14 protein-coding genes are annotated in these 18583 nt (G+C 70.4%); 9 read left to right on the forward strand and 5 right to left on the reverse strand.

Annotated features, from left to right (window positions below):
• Nucleotides 1-227 precede the first annotated feature (227 nt).
• A complete protein-coding gene (locus OG257_RS05000) occupies nt 228-1376 on the forward strand; it encodes a DMT family transporter (protein ID WP_329205070.1) in 1149 nt (382 codons plus the stop codon).
• Here the strand turns inward: OG257_RS05000 and OG257_RS05005 are convergent.
• Complete coding sequence (locus OG257_RS05005; RefSeq protein ID WP_329205072.1) at nt 1346-2671, reverse strand: transglycosylase family protein; 1326 nt, start codon at nt 2669-2671, stop codon at nt 1346-1348. The two genes, OG257_RS05000 and OG257_RS05005, sit on opposite strands and share 31 nt — an antisense overlap.
• Before the next feature lie 211 nt (nt 2672-2882).
• Between OG257_RS05005 and OG257_RS05010 the strand changes: the two genes are divergently transcribed.
• The 3 genes from OG257_RS05010 to OG257_RS05020 all read left to right on the forward strand — a co-directional run bounded on the left by OG257_RS05010 (nt 2883) and on the right by OG257_RS05020 (nt 6922).
• Nucleotides 2883-5375 (forward strand): glycoside hydrolase family 3 C-terminal domain-containing protein, encoded by a 2493-nt coding sequence (locus OG257_RS05010; RefSeq protein WP_329205073.1) that lies wholly within the window; start codon nt 2883-2885, stop codon nt 5373-5375.
• A 16-nt stretch (nt 5376-5391) separates the two neighbouring features.
• The gene (locus OG257_RS05015) at nt 5392-6471 is read left to right on the forward strand and encodes a LacI family DNA-binding transcriptional regulator (protein ID WP_329205075.1); all 1080 of its coding nucleotides are present in this window, start codon (nt 5392-5394) and stop codon (nt 6469-6471) included.
• 136 nt (nt 6472-6607) lie between these two features.
• Nucleotides 6608-6922, forward strand: coding sequence for a glycosyltransferase (locus OG257_RS05020; RefSeq protein ID WP_329205077.1), 315 nt, complete (start codon nt 6608-6610; stop codon nt 6920-6922).
• A gap of 156 nt (nt 6923-7078) precedes the next feature.
• Here the strand turns inward: OG257_RS05020 and OG257_RS05025 are convergent, their stop codons facing one another.
• Nucleotides 7079-8416 carry an ROK family transcriptional regulator gene (locus OG257_RS05025; protein ID WP_329205079.1) on the reverse strand — a complete coding sequence of 446 codons (1338 nt, stop codon included), beginning with the start codon at nt 8414-8416 and terminating at the stop codon, nt 7079-7081.
• Between the two features lie 143 nt (nt 8417-8559).
• Between OG257_RS05025 and OG257_RS05030 the strand changes: the two genes are divergently transcribed.
• The 5 genes from OG257_RS05030 to OG257_RS05050 all read left to right on the forward strand — a co-directional run bounded on the left by OG257_RS05030 (nt 8560) and on the right by OG257_RS05050 (nt 13641).
• On the forward strand, nt 8560-9873 hold the full coding sequence (locus OG257_RS05030; RefSeq protein ID WP_329205081.1) for an ABC transporter substrate-binding protein: 1314 nt from the start codon (nt 8560-8562) through the stop codon (nt 9871-9873).
• 10 nt (nt 9874-9883) lie between these two features.
• Complete coding sequence (locus tag OG257_RS05035; RefSeq protein ID WP_329205083.1) at nt 9884-10891, forward strand: carbohydrate ABC transporter permease; 1008 nt, start codon at nt 9884-9886, stop codon at nt 10889-10891.
• Nucleotides 10884-11747 carry a carbohydrate ABC transporter permease gene (locus OG257_RS05040; RefSeq protein ID WP_329205085.1) on the forward strand — a complete coding sequence of 288 codons (864 nt, stop codon included), beginning with the start codon at nt 10884-10886 and terminating at the stop codon, nt 11745-11747. Before OG257_RS05035 ends, OG257_RS05040 begins: the two co-directional genes overlap by 8 nt.
• A gap of 20 nt (nt 11748-11767) precedes the next feature.
• On the forward strand, nt 11768-13126 hold the full coding sequence (locus OG257_RS05045) for a GH1 family beta-glucosidase (RefSeq protein WP_329205087.1): 1359 nt from the start codon (nt 11768-11770) through the stop codon (nt 13124-13126).
• Nucleotides 13127-13257: 131 nt separating this feature from the next.
• The gene (locus OG257_RS05050; RefSeq protein ID WP_329205089.1) at nt 13258-13641 is read left to right on the forward strand and encodes a hypothetical protein; all 384 of its coding nucleotides are present in this window, start codon (nt 13258-13260) and stop codon (nt 13639-13641) included.
• Between the two features lie 168 nt (nt 13642-13809).
• On the opposite strand, the gene OG257_RS05055 is transcribed toward OG257_RS05050, so the two are convergent.
• The 3 genes from OG257_RS05055 to OG257_RS05065 all read right to left on the reverse strand — a co-directional run bounded on the left by OG257_RS05055 (nt 13810) and on the right by OG257_RS05065 (nt 18498).
• Nucleotides 13810-15576, reverse strand: a complete 1767-nt coding sequence (locus tag OG257_RS05055; protein ID WP_329205091.1) for a galactose-binding domain-containing protein — start codon at nt 15574-15576, stop codon at nt 13810-13812.
• A gap of 90 nt (nt 15577-15666) precedes the next feature.
• Complete coding sequence (locus tag OG257_RS05060; protein ID WP_329205093.1) at nt 15667-16782, reverse strand: DUF1996 domain-containing protein; 1116 nt, start codon at nt 16780-16782, stop codon at nt 15667-15669.
• Between the two features lie 582 nt (nt 16783-17364).
• Nucleotides 17365-18498: a S1 family peptidase gene (locus OG257_RS05065; RefSeq protein WP_329214901.1), complete on the reverse strand. Its 1134-nt coding sequence runs from the start codon at nt 18496-18498 to the stop codon at nt 17365-17367.
• Nucleotides 18499-18583 lie beyond the last annotated feature (85 nt).

Consider the following 18583-nt stretch of genomic DNA (forward strand, 5'->3'; position numbering starts at 1 on the left):
GGCTCGCCCGCACCGGGTTTTCTCCCATTCCTTCTGATTTCGGGTACTCACCGCATCGGACCGTCAGCGCTCCGTGTGTCTCAGGGCCCATCTTCTGAGGCCTGAGGCAAGGAGGACTACCGTCGAGAGGAGGACGTAGGAGTGATGTACGTACTACTGGAGCAGTACGCCGAATCGCCGCCTCAAGGACGACGACTGGGCGGCTCCGACAGGACATCGTGGTGTACATGAGTTCCCTTGCGCTGTCCGTGCTGCTGTCACTGATCTCCGCGGTCGCCTATGCGGCCGGGGCGATCGTCCAGGAGCGCGTGGCCGCGGGCGGCAATGACCGCCCGTACGCACCGGTGCGCAACGCCGTCTGGTGGGCGGCCGTGGCGCTCAACGGTGTGGGCGCGGTGCTGCACGTGGTGGCACTGGCCTACGGACCCCTCAGCCTCGTCCAGCCGCTCGGCGCCCTGACCATCGTCTTCGCCCTGCCGATGGCCGCGCTCTTCGTCCACCGCAAGGCGGGAAGGACTGCCTGGCGCGGCGCGATCATGGCCACGGTGGGCCTGGCCGGCCTGCTGGCCCTCACGGGGAACGCGGGCTCGCACACCCTGGCGGGACCCGAGCAGCTGGTGCTGGCGGCCGGGACGTTCGGTGCGGTGGCGGTCGTGACCGTTCTCGCCAAGGGCCTGCACCGTCCCATGGCGCGCAGCGTGGTGCTGGCCACGGGCGCCGGAGTGGCCTTCGGCATGGCCTCGGTGTTCACCAAGACCGTGGCGATGGAGTGGACGTCCGGCTCGGTGGGTTCGGGGCTGCCGACGCTTCTGGTGATCGCCGGCCTGGCCGCCTCGGGACTGCTCCTGTCGCAGGCCGCGTACCGCGGCGCCGGGCTGACCGCGCCGCTCGCGACGGTCACCGTGGTCAATCCGGTGGTCGCCGCCGCGGTGGGTCTCACGCTCTTCGGGGAGCAGTTCCGCTACGGCATCACCGGCACGGTACTGGCGCTCGGCTGCGGTGCGGTGGCGGCGGGCGGGCTGGTCCTGCTGACCACCCAGAGGCTGACCGCCGAGCGCACCGGGGCCCGGCGTCTGGGGTCGCAGCGGTCCCCCGCCGGTACGGAAAGTGAGGCGCCGGAGGCCCACGGGAGCCGCATCCTGGTGGCCCCCGAGCCGCCGAAGGCGCTGCCCTCCTCCGCGAAGGCGGCACCGGACCCGTTTCCGGCACCGACCGCCCTGCCGCTGAACCACGCGGCGGGGCGTGTGGAGTTCAAGGGCGAGCGGGAACGGCCCCTGGCAGGCCCTGCGCGCCGCGGTGACTTATCCCGCCCGGAGCGGGGCTCAACGGGGCCGTACAGCGGTGTTCAGACGCTGACACCGCCCGCCCTGAGATAGGCGAGCGGATCGACGTCGGAGCCGTAGCCGGGGCCGGTCCGGATCTCGAAGTGCAGATGCGGGCCCGTGCTGTTGCCGGTGGATCCCGAGCGCGCGATCCGCTGCCCGCTGCCCACCTGCTGGCCCTCGCGCACATGGAGCGAGGACAGGTGCGCGTACTGGCTGTACCTGCCGTCGCTGTGGCGGATGACGATCTCGTAGCCGTACGCCCCCGCCCAGCCGGCCGAGACGACCTTCCCGGACGCCACGGCCTTCACCGAGGTTCCGGTGGGCACGGGGAAGTCGACGCCCGTGTGGTAGCCGCTGGACCATGAACCCGCCTGGTGGTACGGGGTTCCGGTCCGGGCCGTCACGGGTGCGGTGAGGCCGGAGTGCTGCTTGGCCGCCTGCTTGGGCTTGGCGGCCGGCTTGGCGGCGGGCTTCGCGGCCTGCTCGGGCGCGGCCTTCTGAGCAGCTTTCGGTGCGGCGGCCTTCGGGGTGGCCCGCTCTTTCGGCGTGACCTTCTGCTTCGAGGCGTCCCGCTCCGGGCCCGCCGAACCGGCGCGCTCCCGCCAGGACTCGTTCGTCGCCGCGGGTCGGGCGGTCTTCGGTGTCTCCGCCACCTCGAGGCTCAGCCGCTGTCCCGGCAGGATGAGGTCAGGGTTGTCACCGACGACAGCGCGGTTCGCCGAGTAGAGGCGCTGCCAGCCGCCCTGGACCCGTTCGGCCTCGGCTATGCCGGAGAGGGAGTCGCCTCGGGCCACGGTGTACGACTCGCGCTTGCCCGGCACGGCGGTGGGCGATGCGGACGCCTTGCCGGCCCGGGCGTCCGGGGCGGCCTTCGCCGAGCCGGACTGCGGTGTGGTCTTCGGCGCGGCCTTCGTCTTCGCCACGTCGACGCCGCGCTTCGTCTGCGGGGCGATGTCGGGGGCGTCGCCGCCCCGCGTCAGCCCGGCCCGAACCGAGCAGGTCGGCCAGGCGCCGGGCCCCTGCCCCTCCAGCACCTTCTCGGCGACGGCGATCTGCTGGTCCTTGGTGGCCAGGTCGGCGCGCGCGGCGTAGGCCGTGCCGCCGAAGGCCGCCCAGGTCGAGCGGGTGAACTGCAGGCCGCCGTAGTAGCCGTTACCGGTGTTGATGTGCCAGTTGCTCGTCGACTCGCATGCGGCGACCTTCTCCCACACATCGGTCGAGGCGGCTCCCGCCGAAGCGGCCGTGAGAAGCGGGAGCGCGATGCCCGCGCCACCCGCCGTGACCGTGAGCGAGGCACGGTTGATCCGGCTGGGCTGATATCTGCGGTGCCGTCCGTTCGCGGCCATGACTTGGCTCCCCCACTGGCAGTAGGACACGTCGCAAGCGGCCAACTTAGGTGCAGACGACGGGTGGTGACAAGTGAGTGGCCGCTGTGCCGCCGCCGGCGCCCCCCGCCGCGACACCCCATTGACAGAGCCGACACCGGCCAGCGACGCTGTGCCGAACACACCGGGAGAGCGCTCTCCAACAGGAGGCGCGGGTGAGGGGCAGGGCCGCATGACGGATGAAGAGATCGACCGCCTGCTGGAGAAGCTGGACCTCGGGCAGAAGGTACGCCTGCTGACGGGCTCCACCACCTGGCGGACTTACGGGGAACCGGCCGTCGGCCTGCGCCCGTTGACGTTCTCCGACGGACCGGCAGGGGTACGGGGTGAGGCCTGGGACGAACGGGAGACCTCGCTCGTCCTGCCCTCGCCCACCGCGCTCGCCGCCGCATGGGACGAGCGGCTGGTGACCGAGCTGGGTGCGCTGCTCGCGGCCGAGGCCCGCGGGAAGGGCGTCGACGTCCTTCTCGCCCCCACGCTCAACCTGCACCGGTCACCCCTGGGCGGGCGGCACTTCGAGTGCTTCTCGGAGGATCCGCTGCTCACCGGGCGCACGGGGGCCGCGCTGATCACGGGTATCCAGTCGGGTGGCGTGGCCGCCACCGCCAAGCACTTCGTCGGCAACGACTCCGAGACCGACCGGCTGACCGTCGACGTACGGATCGACGAACAGACCCTGCGGGAGGTCTATCTGGCCCCGTTCGAGGCGGCCGTCGAGGCAGGCGTGTGGGCGGTGATGTCCGCGTACAACCAGGTCAACGGCTGCACCATGGCCGCGTCCCCGCTCCTGGAGCAGCCACTGAAGAGCGAGTGGGGGTTCGACGGGCCCGTGGTCTCCGACTGGGGCGCGGTGCGCACCCTGCTCGACACCGCGGGCTCGGCGCAGGACCTGGCCATGCCGGGTCCGCGCGGCCCATGGGCGGACGGCCTGCTCGCCGCGGTGGAACAGGGTCTCGTGGAACGGGAGTTGCTGGACGACAAGGTGCGGAGGCTGCTGCGGCTGGCCGACCGGGTGGGCGGGCTGGGCCGCCCGGAGCTGGTGTGGCGTCCCGCCGTCTCCCCCGTCGCCCAACGCGCTCTGCTGCGCAGGGCCACCGCGGCGGGTGCCGTCCTGCTGCGCAACGAGGGCGGGCTCCTGCCGCTGGATCCGGCGGGGCTGCGCAGCATCGCCGTGATCGGTGCGCCCGCCCGCAACGTACGGATTCAGGGCGGGGGCAGCGCGGAGGTGTTCCCGGCCTCCGTCGTGTCGCCGCTGGAGGGGATCCAGCGGGCGGTGGGCGGCGGCACACAGGTGACGTACGCCCCGGGGCAGGCGCCGTCCGCCCTGCCGCGCCCCCTGGACCGGTCCTGGGCCCGTGATCCGCGCAGCGGCGAACCGGGTGTGCTCGTCCGGCTGCTGGACGCGGCGGGCACCGAACTCCACGCGGAGCACCGGCTGTCCGGCCGGATCGTGGAGCCTTCGGTGAGGGTGGACGGGGCCGAGACGGTGGAGATCCGGGCGCTGGTCAGGCCGGACACGGGCGGGAGGTGGACCTGGGCGGTAGGCGGCTGGGGGCCGATGTCGCTGAGCGTCGACGGCCGGGAGGTGCTCGCCGGGACGTTCCCGCTCGACAGCGACGATCCGACGCGTGTCCATGTCGCACCCCCCTACCGGCCGGCCGAGGCGGCACTGAAGGCGGACACCGAGGTCGAGGTCGTCGCCCGGCGCGGCCTGGCGCCGGGGACGGGTGTGGCAACGGTCCTGGCGGCGGCTCCCCCGGCGGGCGACGGCGCCGCGGCGCTCGCGGCCGCCGTGGCCGCGGCGCGGTCCTCGGATGTCGCGGTGGTCGTCGTGGGCACCACCGAGGAGAGCGAGTCGGAGGGCCACGACCGTGAGGGGCTCAGCCTGCCGGACGGCCAGGACGAGCTCGTCCGGGCGGTCGTGCGGGCCAACCCGCGCACGGTGGTGATCGTGAACTCCGGCGGCCCGGTGGCCCTGCCGTGGCACACCCTGGTCCCCTCCCTGCTGCTGGCCTGGTTCCCCGGCCAGGAGGCCGGCCACGGGCTCGCGGACGTCCTGTTCGGCCGCACCGAGCCGGGTGGCCGGCTGCCGACCACGTGGGGCGCCGCCCAGGAGGACGTCCCGGTGCTCGTGACCTGCCCGGACGCGGGGGTCCTGCGCTACGGGGAGGGACCGGACATCGGTCACCGCGCCTGGCTGCGCTCGGGTGCGGCGCCGGCCTACTGGTTCGGGCACGGACTGGGCTACACGCAGTGGGAGTACGAGGAGTTGTCGCCGCCGGGAGCGGTGAGGGCCGGGGAGGCCTTCGACGTACAGGTACGGCTGCGCAACACGGGAAGTCGGCGCGGGCGTGAGGTCGTTCAGGTCTACCTGGCCCGCCCCGCCGCCGGGTCGGAGCGGCCGGTGCGCAAGCTGATCGGTTACGCGGCGGTCGAGGCGGACCCGGGGCAGAGCGCCGTGGCGACGGTCCGGGTCGCGGGCCGGGCGGCGGCCCACTGGTCGACGGTCCGGTCGCGGTGGGAGACGGATCCCGGCGAAGTCCGGCTGCTGGCCGGGCGGTCGGCCGGGGACCTGCCGCTGGAGGCGGGGCTCGCGCTGGGCGAGCCCTTGTCCGAGCAGGGATCCACCGAGAAGGGAGAGCGCTCTCCTCAACTGCTCCACTGATGCTATAAATGCGCTCATGACGGATGACCAGCGCACGGCCGGAGCGGCACCCACCCTGGAGGACGTGGCGAGGGCGGCCGGCGTTTCGCGCGCGACCGTCTCGCGGGTCATCAACGGGGTGCGCAATGTCGACCCCGCCATCCAGGAGGCCGTGCGTCAGGCCGTCTCCGTCACGGGCTACGCGCCCAACCGCGCGGCCCGCTCCCTGGTCACGCGGCGGGCGGACGCCATCGTCCTGGTCGTGTCGGGCGCGGGCGTCGAGACGGACGAGGGAGACGGAGCGGGGGCGTCCGAGGGGGGCTCCTTCACCGCCCGGGTATTCGCCGACCCGTTCTTCGGCCGGGTCGTGACAGGAGTCGTCAACTACCTGCGACCGCGCGGGATGCACCCGGTCCTGATGTTCGCCGAGACCCCGCGGGCCCGGGACGAGGTGGTGTCCTACCTGCGGCAGGGCAGCGCCGACGGGGCGCTGATCGTGTCGACCCACGCCGAGGACCCGTTGCCGGGGCTGATCACGGACGCGGGACTGCCCGCGGTGCTGTACGCGCGTCCCGCCCGGCCGGTACGGATCAGCTACGTCGATCTGGCCAACCGGGAGGGTGCCGGGCTCGCCGCCGAACATCTGCTGGCACGCGGCTGCCGTCGGATCGCCACGATCACCGGCCCGCTGGACGTGCCCGCCGGGCAGGAGCGCCTGGCCGGTTTCCGGGACACGATGGCGCGGCGCGGACACCCGTACATCCCGATCGCCGAGGGGCAGTTCACCCAGGAGAGCGGCGAGGCCGCGATGGAGCGGCTGCTGACGGAACACCCCGACCTGGACGGGGTGTTCGCGGGGAACGACCTGATGGCCATGGGCGCCTGCCACGTCCTGCGGGAGCACGGCAGGCGGGTTCCCTCGGACGTGGCCGTGATCGGCTTCGACGACAGCAGCGCGGCCTCCGCCTGCCGGCCGCCGCTCACGACGGTGCGGCAGCCGGTGGAGGACATGGCGGCGGAGATGGCGCGACTGCTGCTGGACCGCCTCACGTCACCGGACAGCCCTGCGACATCGGTGATCCACGAACCGGCCCTCGTGGTGCGGGATTCCGCCTGACGCTCCGGCCGGGCCTCCGGTGAGGTCCTGGCCGACGGTCCGGCGGTAGGGGTAGGGAGTGTGCGCGGCGTCGCCCGGAAGGGCTTACCATCCTGTGCCCTGACAGATCGCCGACTCGCGAGGAGCATCAGTACTCATGCGCATGACCCGTCTCACCACCGCCGTCCTGGCCACCGCACTCGGCTTCACCGGTGCGCTCGTCACCGGCTCGAGCGCCGGCGCCTCGGCCCAGCTCGGATGCCAGTACAAGGTCGTGTGGCCGACCGCCGGGGTGTACGAGAACCCGAACCCGAACAGTGTGGTCGTCAAGACCAAGCACGCGGGTGACATAGTCGGCGCCTCGACCTGTGAGGGCGCGGGCTACAACGAGTACAGCTACGCGATGGTCACCACCGACGCGGCGGCCGACGGCCGGGGCTGGATGCGCGTGGAGGCGCTCGTCCAGATCTGACGCCTTTCGCGGACTCCTCGCACGTCGGGGGTAGTGCCCGGGGCGGACCCGGGTACGCCCCCGACGGACCGGGTGTCCCGCCGGGAACGAAGGGCCCCGGACCGCCCCGGCGTCGCGGCGTGACCGTGCGCCGCCCCGGCCGCCGGGCGGTCCGGCTCAGCCCGCCGGAGTACGGCTGCGCAGGGCCGTCGCGGCTGTCCGGGCCGGACCGGGCGCGTTGTTCGGATCCTGAGCCGTCGCGGGCCGGCTGCCGCCGCGGGCCAGGAAGTCGGACAGGGGCAGGGTCGCGGCGCCCACCGTAACCGCGTCCGGACCGAGGTGGCCCATCTCGATCGTGGTGCGTGCCGCCGCGTGCTTCAGCGCGTAGTCCTGGGCGTACCGCCGGATGTCCGGGAGCAGATGAGGGCCGATCAGCAGCCCGGCCCAGCCGCCCAGCAGGATCCGGTCGGGCAGGAACAGGTTGACCAGGTCGGCCAGGGCGGCGCCCAGGTACTCGGCCGTCTCGTCCAGGATGGCGACCGCCACCGGGTCCGGGGCGGTGCGGCCCGGTCCCGGGTAGGCGGCGGCGAGGAGTGCGGCCAGGGCGGCCTCGTCGTCGGTGTCCGCGGGCAGCGGGCCGCCGGCCTCGTGCCAGCGCTCGCGCATGGCCTCCGCACCGGCGTACGCCTCCAGGCAGCCGATCGAGCCGCAGCGGCAGCGGCGGCCCCGCACCTGCACGGTGGTGTGGCCCCACTCCAGGGCGGCGTTCGACAGGTCCTCGTCGAGGATCTCTCCTCTGTTGACGCTGGCGCCCACGCCTGAGCCGATGAGCGCGATGGCCGCGACCTCGGCGCCCCGGCCGCCGCCGAACCACATTTCGGCCTGCCCCAGCGTCTTGGCGCCGTTCTCGATGAAGAACGGCACCTCCGGTGGTACGTCGACGGCCTCGCGGAGCATCCGTTCGAAGGGGACCGCGCTCCAGCCGATGGTCTGCCCGTGCACGACCGCGCCCCGGCCGTCGGCCGCTCCGGACGCCTCGCGTTCGACGATGCCCGGCACCCCGATGCCGATCCCGAGCAGCCGGCCCGGGTCGGCACCCGCGTCGCGCAGGACATCGGCCACCCCGGTGCGGACGTGCCTGACGATGCGGTCGACGTCGTAGCCGTGCTGGGCGAGCAGGCGTTCGGTGCGGGCCAGTTCCGTGAGCGACAGGTCGAAGAGCTCGACGCGGACCCGGGTCTCACCGATGTCGATGCCCACGAACAGGCCGCCACCGGGGGCGACCCGCAGCAGGGTACGGGGACGCCCTCCGTCGGAATCAACGATTCCGGCCTCCTCCAGGAGACCCTCCGCGGCCAGCTCGGCGACCACGTTGCTGATGGAGCCCGAACTCAGCCCCGTCGCGGGGCCGAGCTCCTGACGGCTCAGCGGGCCGTCGAAATACAACCGTTGCAATACCCTCGCCCGATTGCCCCTTCGCAGGTCACGCACGGTCCGTCTGCTGCGCTCAGCCATGTTGCTCCCTTCGTTCCGGAAACATACCCCGCCCGCACCCCTTGACGCACACTTCCTTCACCTCTTAAATCACGTCATAAATTAAGTGATGGACGGCCGTTCGGGTCCCGAACGATGCCATCCCCGGAAAGGGGCCACCTTTCATGCGTCACCTCAGAGCCGCAGCAGCTGTCACCCTCGCCATGTCCGTCGCGGCCGGAGCCACCGGCTGCGGAGGCGGCACGTCGTCGTCCGGCGGCAGCAACGAGTCACCCAAGACCCTCACGTACTGGGCGTCCAACCAGGGCCCGAGCATCGAGGCCGACAAGAAGATCCTCACTCCCGAGCTGAAGAAGTTCGAGAAGGAGACCGGGATCAAGGTGAAGCTGGAGGTCGTCCCCTGGGCCGACCTGCTGAACCGGATCCTCGCCGCCACCACGTCCGGTCAGGGCCCCGACGTGCTGAACATCGGCAACACCTGGTCGGCCTCGCTCCAGGCCTCCGGAGCGCTGCTCCCGTGGGACGACAAGAACTTCGAGGCGATCGGCGGCCGTGACCGCTTCATCGACTCCGCCGTCGCGTCGGCCGGCAAGGAGGGCGAGCCGCCCGCCGCGGTGCCGCTGTACTCGCTGGCGTACGCGCTCTACTACAACAAGGCGATGTTCGCCGAGGCCGGCATCACCGCGCCGCCCACCACCTGGGACGAACTGGTCGCCACCGGCAAGAAGCTGTCGAAGGACGGCAAGTGGGGGCTGGGCGCCGAGGGTGCGAACCTCTCGAACAACATCCACCAGGCCTTCGTTCTCGGCCAGCAGCACGGAGCCGACTTCTTCGACGCGTCCGGCAAGGCGACCTTCACCTCCGACGGTGCGGTCGCCGCCGTGAAGCAGTACATCGACCTGATGGCCAAGGACAAGATCATCGCCCCGGGCAACGCGGAGTACGCCCAGAACCAGTCACTCACGGACTTCGCCAAGGGCAAGACGGCGATGGTGCTGTGGCAGGCCGCCGCGACCACCTTCGCCGCCCAGGGCATGAAGCCCGAGGACTGGGGTGTCGCCCCCGTCCCCGTGGAGTCGGGCGTCCCCGGCACGGGCAAGAACACCAACTCGATGGTCGCCGGCATCAACATGGCCGTGTTCAAGAACTCCAAGAACATCGACGGCGCCAAGAAGTTCGTGAAGTTCATGACGAGCGACGAGGAGCAGAAGCTCCTCAACAAGACCTACGGCGCGATTCCCCCGGTCAAGGCGGCCCAGGCCGACGCGGCGTTCTCGGCCCCCGACCTGAAGGTCCTGCGCGACACGCTCGCCACGAGCGCCGCGCCGCTCCCCCAGGTCCCCAACGAGTCGCAGTTCGAGACCGCCGTGGGTACGGCGATCAAGGAGCTGTGGGCCGAGGCCGCAGCGGGCAAGCCGATCACCACCGAGACCGTCAAGGCGCGCCTGGACAAGGCCCAGCAGACGATGCAGCAGTGAGGCACTCTTCATGACCGCCGTGACCACCGATCCCCAGGTCGACAAGTCGGACAGGGTGACGAGCACGGGCACCGGGGATGCGCGCAGGAGACTGCCGCGCATCCCCGACCGGATCCGCCGCGGCGGACTGCCCTATCTCCTCCTGCTCCCCGCCGTCCTGCTGGAACTCCTGATCCACATCATCCCGATGGCCATCGGGATGATGATGAGCTTCCGCCAGTTCACGCAGTTCTACATCAACAACTGGGCCGGGGCGCCCTGGACCGGACTCGACAACTACAGCATCGCCGTCGACTTCAACGCCCCGATCGGCGAGGCACTGCTCCACTCGTTCCTCGTCACCTGTGTCTTCACCTTCTTCGCCGTCGGTCTGGCCTGGCTGTTCGGAATCGCCGCAGCGATCATGCTGCAGGAGAACTTCCGGGGCCGGGGCTTCCTGCGGGCGGTGTTCCTCGTCCCGTACGCCCTGCCGGTCTACGCGGCCGTCATCACGTGGGCCTTCATGTTCCAGCGGGACAACGGGCTGGTGAACCACGTACTCCATGACCAGCTCGGGCTGACGGACGCGCCGTCGTTCTGGCTGATCGGCGACAACAGCATCTACGCGCTGATCATCGTCTCGGTCTGGAAGGGCTGGCCGTTCGCCTTCCTCATGCTGATGGCCGGGCTGCAGAACATCCCGCGCGAGCTGTACGAGGCCGCCTCGATCGACGGCGCCGGCATCTGGCAGCAGATCCGCAAGATCACGCTGCCCTCGCTGCGGCCCGTCAACCAGGTCCTGGTGCTCGTCCTGTTCCTGTGGACGTTCAACGACTTCAACACGCCGTACGTGCTGTTCGGGAAATCGGCGCCGGAGAACGCCGACCTGATCTCGATCCACATCTACCAGTCGTCGTTCGTCACCTGGAACTTCGGCAGCGGCTCGGCGATGTCCGTCCTGCTGCTCCTCTTCCTGCTGGTCGTCACGGCCGTCTACCTGTTCTTCACCTCACGCGGAAGGAAGGGCTCCCATGGCTAGCCACGCCCGGTCCCCCATGGCCGCACCGCAGTCCTTCCTCTGGACCCGCCGCATCGTCCTGACCCTGCTCGCGGGCTTCGTCCTGCTGCCGGTGTACGTCATGGTCAGCAGCTCGCTGAAACCGCTCCAGGACGTGTCGGGGAAGTTCCAGTGGATCCCGTCCGAGCTGACCGTCCAGCCGTACTTCGACATCTGGGAAACCGTCCCGCTCGCCAAGTACTTCGTGAACTCGCTGATCGTCGCCACTTCCGCGACGGTGCTCTCGGTGACCATCGCGGTGTTCTCGGCGTACGCGGTGAGCCGCTACAACTTCCGCGGCAAGCGGGTCTTCACCGTCACGGTGCTCTCCACGCAGATGTTCCCGGGGATCCTCTTCCTGCTGCCCCTGTTCCTGATCTTCGTCAACATCGGCAACAGCACCGGCCTCGCCCTGTACGGCTCGCGCGGCGGGCTGATCCTCACGTACCTGACGTTCTCGCTCCCCTTCTCCATCTGGATGCTGATCGGCTACTTCGACTCCATCCCGAGGGACCTGGACGAGGCGGCCCTGGTGGACGGCTGCGGCCCGATCAGGGCCCTGTTCCAGGTCGTCGTGCCGGCCGCGGTGCCGGGGATCGTCGCGGTGTCCGTGTACTCGTTCATGACGGCCTGGGGCGAGGTGCTCTTCGCCTCCGTGATGACCAACGACGAAACCCGCACCCTGGCCGTGGGACTCCAGGGGTACGCCACCTTGAACGACGTCTACTGGAACCAGGTCATGGCGGCATCGCTGGTGGTCAGCGTGCCCATCGTCGCGGGATTCCTGCTCCTGCAGCGCTACCTCGTCGCCGGGCTCACCGCGGGCGCCGTCAAGTGACCGATACGGAAAGGCAGTCAGTGAACAACCTCAACGCCCTCCCGGCCGATTTCACCTGGGGCGTCGCCACGGCCGCGTACCAGATCGAGGGAGCCGTGGCCGAGGACGGCCGCTCCCCCTCGATCTGGGACACGTTCTCGCACCTCCCCGGCACCATCGACAACGGTGACACCGGCGACGTGGCATGCGACCACTACCACCGGGTCCCCGAGGACATCGGCCTGATCAAGCAGCTCGGCGCGGACGCCTACCGCTTCTCGCTCGCCTGGCCCCGGATCGTGCCGGGCGGCGACGGACCGGTGAACAAGGCGGGTCTCGACTTCTACGACCGGCTGGTCGACGGTCTCCTGGACGCCGGGATCACCCCGTTCGCCACGCTGTACCACTGGGACCTGCCGCAGGCACTGCAGGACCGCGGCGGCTGGACCGTCCGCGAGACCTCCGAGCACTTCGCGGCCTACACCTCCGTCGTCGTCGAGCGCCTCGGCGACCGGGTGAAGGACTGGGCGACCCTCAACGAGCCGCTCTGCTCCGCGTGGGTCGGCCACCTGGAAGGGAGGATGGCGCCGGGTCTGACCGACCTGACGGCCGCCGTCCGCGCCTCGTACCACCTCCACCTCGGCCACGGTCTGGCCGTGCAGGCGATCCGCGCGCAGTCCCCGGACGCCCGCGTCGGCATCGTCAACAACCTCAGCCCGATCGAGCCGGCGAGCGCCGGCGAGGCCGACCGCGCCGCCGCCGTCCGCGCCGACGGCCACGTCAACCGCTGGTGGCTCGACCCCATCCACGGCCGCGGCTACCCGCAGGACATGGTCGATCTGTACGGGGTGGAGCTGCCCGTGCGGCCGGGCGATCTGGAGACCATCGCGGCGCCGCTGGACTGGCTGGGCGTGAACTACTACTTCCGTCAGGTCGTCACCGCCGACGAGCGCGGGCCCGTACCGAACGCCAAGCAGATCTACCTGCCCGGCTCACGGCACACGCACATGGACTGGGAGGTGCACTCCGACGGGCTGGAGCAGTTGCTGCTGCGCCTCACCGAGGAGTACGGCGCGCAGCGCATCTACGTCACCGAGAACGGCGCGGCCTATCAGGACGTCGTCCAGGCCGACGGCTCGGTGCACGACCCGGAGCGCACCCAGTACCTCGAGGAGCACCTGGAGGCCTGTGCCCGCGCCGTGCGCAAGGGCGCACCGCTGGCGGGCTACTTCGCCTGGTCGCTGCTGGACAACTTCGAATGGGCATACGGCTACGACAAGCGCTTCGGCCTGGTCCACGTCGACTACGCCACCCAGCGCCGCACGATCAAGAGCAGCGGCCGACGTTACGCGGAGCTGATCCGCGAGGCCTCGGGCGACAGACCCCGCAAGGCGGCCTGAGCCCGGCGCCCGACGACGGCCGGAGCCCCCGGACACGGCATCCACGGATGCCCGTGTCCGGGGGCTCCGGCCGTTCGGCACACCGTCGGGCAGCAATCATGTGGACGGCCCCCGACGCATATGCTCACCGTATGGAGCAGAGTGAAGTCCTCAAGCGAGTGATCGGCATCCTCACGGAGGCGGGCGAGATGCAGCGCCAGGCCGAGGAGGACACGAACGGGCACGACCCGGACGCGGGCGGAAGCATCGTGACGACCCTCCTCAACGAGACGATGCCCCACATCGCCATTCCCGGGGACGCCACCGTCGAGGAGATGGCCCTTCTCGTGGGCAGGGAAGTCGGCGGCGCCGTCGAGCAGCTGGTCGGCGCATTCACCCTGGCCTTCATCGCGCTCGCACAGGTCCACGACTCCGGCCAGGGAGAAGTGACGTCCGCCGACGTGCTGCAGGACCTCGCACTGCGCGCCGAGGAGCTGAGCTCCGACGACGAAGACGGCCCCGAGGACTCCCCCTAGGGCCTCTCGTCCGGATCGTCCCGGGGCCGCAGCGCCCCCGTGCCCGGTCAAGGACAGCGCGTACACGGCAAGAGTCCGCGGCGGGCCACGGATCTCCGTGGCCCGCCGCGGACTTCCCTGCCGCACCGACAGCGGGGAGAGAGACGGCGCGGCAGGTCCTACGAGCGGTCAGCTCCGGTAGACGCCGAACTCGTAGAGCGAGTAACCCCAGGGGGTGCCGCGTACCGAGGTGTTCACGCGTACGTAGCGCGCATCGCCCGCGACGTCGATGTCATCGATGCCGCCGTTCCCCTCGGTCACGGTGTGCACGGTGGTCCAGTCCTGGCCGTTGTCCGAGGTCTGCAGGGTGTACCCCTTGGCGTATGCCGCCTCCCAGGCCAGCTGCACGTGGTTGAACGAGGTCTTCGCCCCGAGGTCGACCTGCAGCCACTGCTGGTCGGCCCAGTCGCTCGCCCAGCGGGTGTCGAAGGACCCGTCGACGGCATTGCCCGCGGGGCAGGGGCAGCCGACGCTGTCGGGCTGGAATGTGGAGGCGGTGGCCGGCTTCCCCGCTGCCACGTTCGTTCCGCCGACCTCCGGGGGCACGACCGTGAAGGACTTCGTCTCGATGCCGACGTTGCCCTTGCCGTCCGACGTCTTGAGGTAGACCTTCCACACGCCGAGCCGGTCGGGCGCGGTGACCTCGAAGGTGCCGTTGCCCTTGTCCGTGAACCGGGCGTCCGTCAACTGTCCGTTGTTGTCGAGGTACTTGCTGCCGAACAGCACCTGGTGGGTGAGCGCGTCACCGTCCGGGTCGGCGACGGAGGCCTTCACGGTGAACGGCTTGCCCGCCTGGACCGCCGAGGCGTTGTCGACCGTCATCCCGGTGATCACGGGCGGTGTGTTGTCGCCCGAGGTGTCCGCTCCGTACGCCTCCTTGACCGCGTAGTACGACAGCCTCTTCTGGCCGGCCGGGAGCAGGTTGAACCAGACACCGCCGAAGTCGTACTCCGTGCCGTAGTGGAAGAGCGTCGCGCCGAGCGCCACTCCGCTGTGTCCGGTGATGCACTGCCAGGCCCGGCCGTAGCCCTCGGCCTTGGCCACGTCGGTCGGCTCGTCCGGTACGCCGTTGGCGTCGTCCGGAACCTCCCACTCACCGGCGGGGCCGCCCTCGGTGACGATGTAGGGCTTGTCGAAGCCCCCGTTCTCCCAGGTCTGGCGGATGTCACAGACGGCGCCGTAGGAGTTCACCGCGTACAGGTCGAGATCGGGCGCGTTCTTCTTGTAGTACGCCCAGGCACCGGTCCACGCGTCCGTCGAGGTGACGGGGTGGTCGGGGTCGACTGCGTGGATCTTCTTGGTGATGTCGTTGACGAAGGTCGTGTACGCGTCGCGCTGCTGTTCCAGGGCGTCACCGCTGTAGCAGTTCTGCAGACCGAGCACGGACTCGTTGCCGACGTTCCACATCAGGACGCCCGCGTGGTCCTTGTAGGCCTCCACCCACTTGGGGAACTCGGCGAGCATGTTGTTCTTGTACTCGGTGTCCGTCAGGTAGTTGACGCACCCACCCGCTCCCGGACCGCCGCCCGGCTGGAGCCAGAACCCGGCGATGACCTTGATCCCGTTGTCGGCGGCGCTGTCGAGGAGGGGTTTCGTCGTGGCGTCCGTGCCCCAGGTGCGAATGGTGTTGACGCCCATGGACTTGACGTCGGGCATGTACTTTCCGGCGTCGGCTACGGCGGGGCCCCAGGTCAGACCCTTGACCGTGTACGGCGATCCGTCGACGGTGAGCCGCCAGGCGCCCTGCGATCCCTCGACTTTCACCACACTTCCGGCCGCCTGCGCGGCGGGCACGGGCATGATGGCCGCTCCGGCGGCGACGAGTGCGGCCACGGTGAGGCGGGCCGTCGTGCGCCTGCGGCCGTGGGCCGACAGGTTGAGATGTGGCAACTTCATGGGGGGAGACACTTCCTTGCGGGAGTCGTAAGCGTGGGAGAGCGCTCTCCCTGATGGGCACACTGCACCCGCCAGGGAGAGCGCAGGGGGTCAGGGCAGTTCGTAGTTCTCGTCCAGGACAGCACCGTCACCGGGACGGTTCTGGTCGTAGCCCCGGGCGTCGCACTGGAGACCGCCGACGACACAGTGCCTGACCATGGCGTTCAGCGTGGCGTCGTCCCAGGCGTTGAAGAAGTCGTAGTGGAAGGAGTGGCCCGTACCGCTGGCCAGCCTCACCTGCGACATGTCACCGTTGACCGGCCAAGCCATCTTGAACTCGATCATCGGCAGAGCGACCGGATGCGACGTCGGGCAGACGTTCTGGTTGGCCCCCTGGGCGCCCGGATAGGCCATGTGGGCCTTGTGGTCCGGGGTGTCGAGGTTCTTCCCGTCCCAGCAACTGGGCGCCTGCATACGGAGGTTGAGCTGCACGTCCGGACGGGACGGGCAGGTGGCCGGGAAGTCGAAGTTGAAGTAGCTCTCCCCGCACTCCCAGCCCTCCACCCTGCCGGGGTGGTTGCGGAACTCCTCCAGCGTCTGTGTCGGACTGCCGACGACGAACCGCAGCCCCTTCGGGAAGGGCCTGACGCTCCGGTAGTCGGTCACCCCGGACTTGTAGTAGATGGTCTGCGGACCGACCGGGCGCACCTCCTGGTTGCCGTTGTAGAGGGTCGGCATCCAGTACGCGGACAGGTCACCGGGCGCCTTGCAGGCGGTTCCGCCCCCGCCGAGCGAGGCGGTGGTGCTGTTCTCGTCCGTGGTGTCGTTGCCCATGAAGGTGTGGTTGTGGGACTTGCCGGTCTGGCCCGGGTAGACGATCGGGTCCACCGAACCGGTGTGGTTGACCGAACAGTTCGCCTGGAACTCGTGGAAGTACCGGACCGGAGGGATCTCGGCGGACGGCGTCACCCCGGTGACCGGCGGATTCGCCGGGATGTATCCGTCGCCGTCCGGATCGTCGCCCGACGGAACAGGGTCGGCCGCCGCCATGACGTGCCCCTGCATGACATGCGACGCCGCGGCGGGCTCGCCGGCCGCCTGCGGGGAGGCATCGGTTGTTCCGGCACCCGCGTTCGTGATCGCGTTGAGCCCCAGGGCCACCAGGGCCAGGGCCGTGGCGACGATGAGGGCGGACACCAGAGTGGTTCTGCTGAATCTTTCGGCCATGCGGACCTCCATGCCGCTCTTCATCCGCGCACATCGGGTGCGCAGTGGGGGGAGAGTGGAGCTGGATGGTGCACCCGGGAGGGACCGACCCAGTGCGGCTCGAGGCCGGGACCCCTTGCGGGAGACCCCTGGGAGAGCGCTCTCCAAAGCGGTGCCAGTGTTACGCCGCCGCTGAGAGCATGTCAATAGTCTGTGAACGATGCGCCATGCAAAGGCAGTTGATGCGGGCCCGGCCGGCAACAGTGTGCGGTAGCGACAAATCCGGCGCCGGGCGAGGGGCGGCAGGGCAGCGCACGCGACAGCGGGCCGGAGGAACGCGTCACCGCGGCAGGGTGCCTGACGGGCAGGCCCGGCACGCCGGGTGCGGACCGCCGCCGGGGCGCACAACGTTCGGGCGAGGCCGGTCGCGCGGGAGAACGAACGGGCGCGCAGAAGACGGGCAGGCGCCCCCGGTCAACGCACGAACGGCCCGTTACGGCAGGGGGCCACCCTGCTGCCGTAACGGACCGTCGTATTGCCGCCGGATCGCCGGGAGACCGGCGACGGCATGGGGCGGGGGCCGTACGGGCCCCCCGCGGATCGTCAGGCCGTGTGGAGCGTCAGCCCGTACCGGTTGAGGATCTCGTTGATCGGCTGGTGCCAGGTCTCGCCACCGCCGCTGCAGTTGCCCCAGCCGCCCGAGGTGACACCCTGCGCCTGGTCGCCGCTGATGAACGAGCCGCCCGAGTCACCCGGTTCGGCGCACACGCTGGTCTTGGTCATCTGGTGGACGGCGCCCTGGCTGTAGTTCACCGTCTCGTTCTTGGCCAGTACGTTTCCGCAGTGCCAGTGCGTGGTGGAGCCGGAGCGGCAGATCGAGGCGCCTATGGGAGCCTCGTTGGAACCGCGGACCAGCTGGTCGGAGACCGTGCCCCAGCCGAGGACCACCGGGACGGTCCACCAGCCGCTGCCCACGTTCACCCAGGCGTAGTCGTTGTCCGGGAAGGACGATCCCTGGAAGTTGCCGATGGCCGAGCCGTCCCAGCCCCGGACCGCTCCGCCGACGCCACTGCAGTGCCCGGCGGTGACGAAGCCGCCGTGCACCGAGAAGCCGATGGAACAGCGGACGTTGCCCGTGTAGTACGGGTCGCCGCCGACCGTTCCCGCGGCAAAGGTCTGCGGGGCCGCGGCAGTCTGCTTCACGGTGACAGGCCCGGCTTTGCGCGCCTTGGCGACGAAGGCGCGGACATCGTTGTCACCCTGCTCGGAGGCGACGACGTTCACCACGACGCTGTTCGCCCTGGGATCGACGTGCCAGCTGCTGACCCCGCTGGGCGCGGAGAGTGCGTCCAGCCGGCTCTTGGCCGCGTCGAGCTGCTTCGCGGTGTGGTCGACGAGGCGGACGTCGGCGCCGGTCGCCCGGACGGACCGGGCTGTCCCACTGTCGGTGACGGCCACGGTCAGCTTGCCGCTGTCCGCGTCGAACCAGGAGCCGCCGAACGATGGTCCGGCTGCGCGTTGCGCGGTGCCCTGCAGGGCCGTTGCCGCCTTCTCGGCGGTGAGTCGCGCCTCGGCCTGACTCTTCGTCAGGCCCAGGTCCTTCTGCATCGCCGCGATCAGGGCGGCGCTGGCCCGGGGTTCGGCGGCGGAGGGGGAGTCCGCCGCGCTGGCCTGGGTGAGGCCGGCGGTTGCCCAGGTACCGATGATGAGCAGTGCGGACAGACCGGTCCGCACCATCGTCGTATGTCTCAAGGGAGTGCCCCTTCGTGTTGTTCCAGCATCGTGGGGGTGGAACAGGAAGCATCCGAGAGTGTTCTGAGAG

This window comes from Streptomyces sp. NBC_00683 (assembly GCF_036226745.1).
GTDB lineage: Bacteria > Actinomycetota > Actinomycetes > Streptomycetales > Streptomycetaceae > Streptomyces.

Coding starts and splice junctions, on each gene's coding strand:
- OG257_RS05000 (WP_329205070.1), top strand. CDS start 228: ATGAGTTCCCTTGCGCTGTCCGTGCTGCTGTCACTGATCTCCGCGGTC.
- OG257_RS05005 (WP_329205072.1), bottom strand. CDS start 2,671: ATGGCCGCGAACGGACGGCACCGCAGATATCAGCCCAGCCGGATCAAC.
- OG257_RS05010 (WP_329205073.1), top strand. CDS start 2,883: ATGACGGATGAAGAGATCGACCGCCTGCTGGAGAAGCTGGACCTCGGG.
- OG257_RS05015 (WP_329205075.1), top strand. CDS start 5,392: ATGACGGATGACCAGCGCACGGCCGGAGCGGCACCCACCCTGGAGGAC.
- OG257_RS05020 (WP_329205077.1), top strand. CDS start 6,608: ATGCGCATGACCCGTCTCACCACCGCCGTCCTGGCCACCGCACTCGGC.
- OG257_RS05025 (WP_329205079.1), bottom strand. CDS start 8,416: ATGGCTGAGCGCAGCAGACGGACCGTGCGTGACCTGCGAAGGGGCAAT.
- OG257_RS05030 (WP_329205081.1), top strand. CDS start 8,560: ATGCGTCACCTCAGAGCCGCAGCAGCTGTCACCCTCGCCATGTCCGTC.
- OG257_RS05035 (WP_329205083.1), top strand. CDS start 9,884: ATGACCGCCGTGACCACCGATCCCCAGGTCGACAAGTCGGACAGGGTG.
- OG257_RS05040 (WP_329205085.1), top strand. CDS start 10,884: ATGGCTAGCCACGCCCGGTCCCCCATGGCCGCACCGCAGTCCTTCCTC.
- OG257_RS05050 (WP_329205089.1), top strand. CDS start 13,258: ATGGAGCAGAGTGAAGTCCTCAAGCGAGTGATCGGCATCCTCACGGAG.
- OG257_RS05055 (WP_329205091.1), bottom strand. CDS start 15,576: ATGAAGTTGCCACATCTCAACCTGTCGGCCCACGGCCGCAGGCGCACG.
- OG257_RS05060 (WP_329205093.1), bottom strand. CDS start 16,782: ATGGCCGAAAGATTCAGCAGAACCACTCTGGTGTCCGCCCTCATCGTC.
- OG257_RS05065 (WP_329214901.1), bottom strand. CDS start 18,498: ATGGTGCGGACCGGTCTGTCCGCACTGCTCATCATCGGTACCTGGGCA.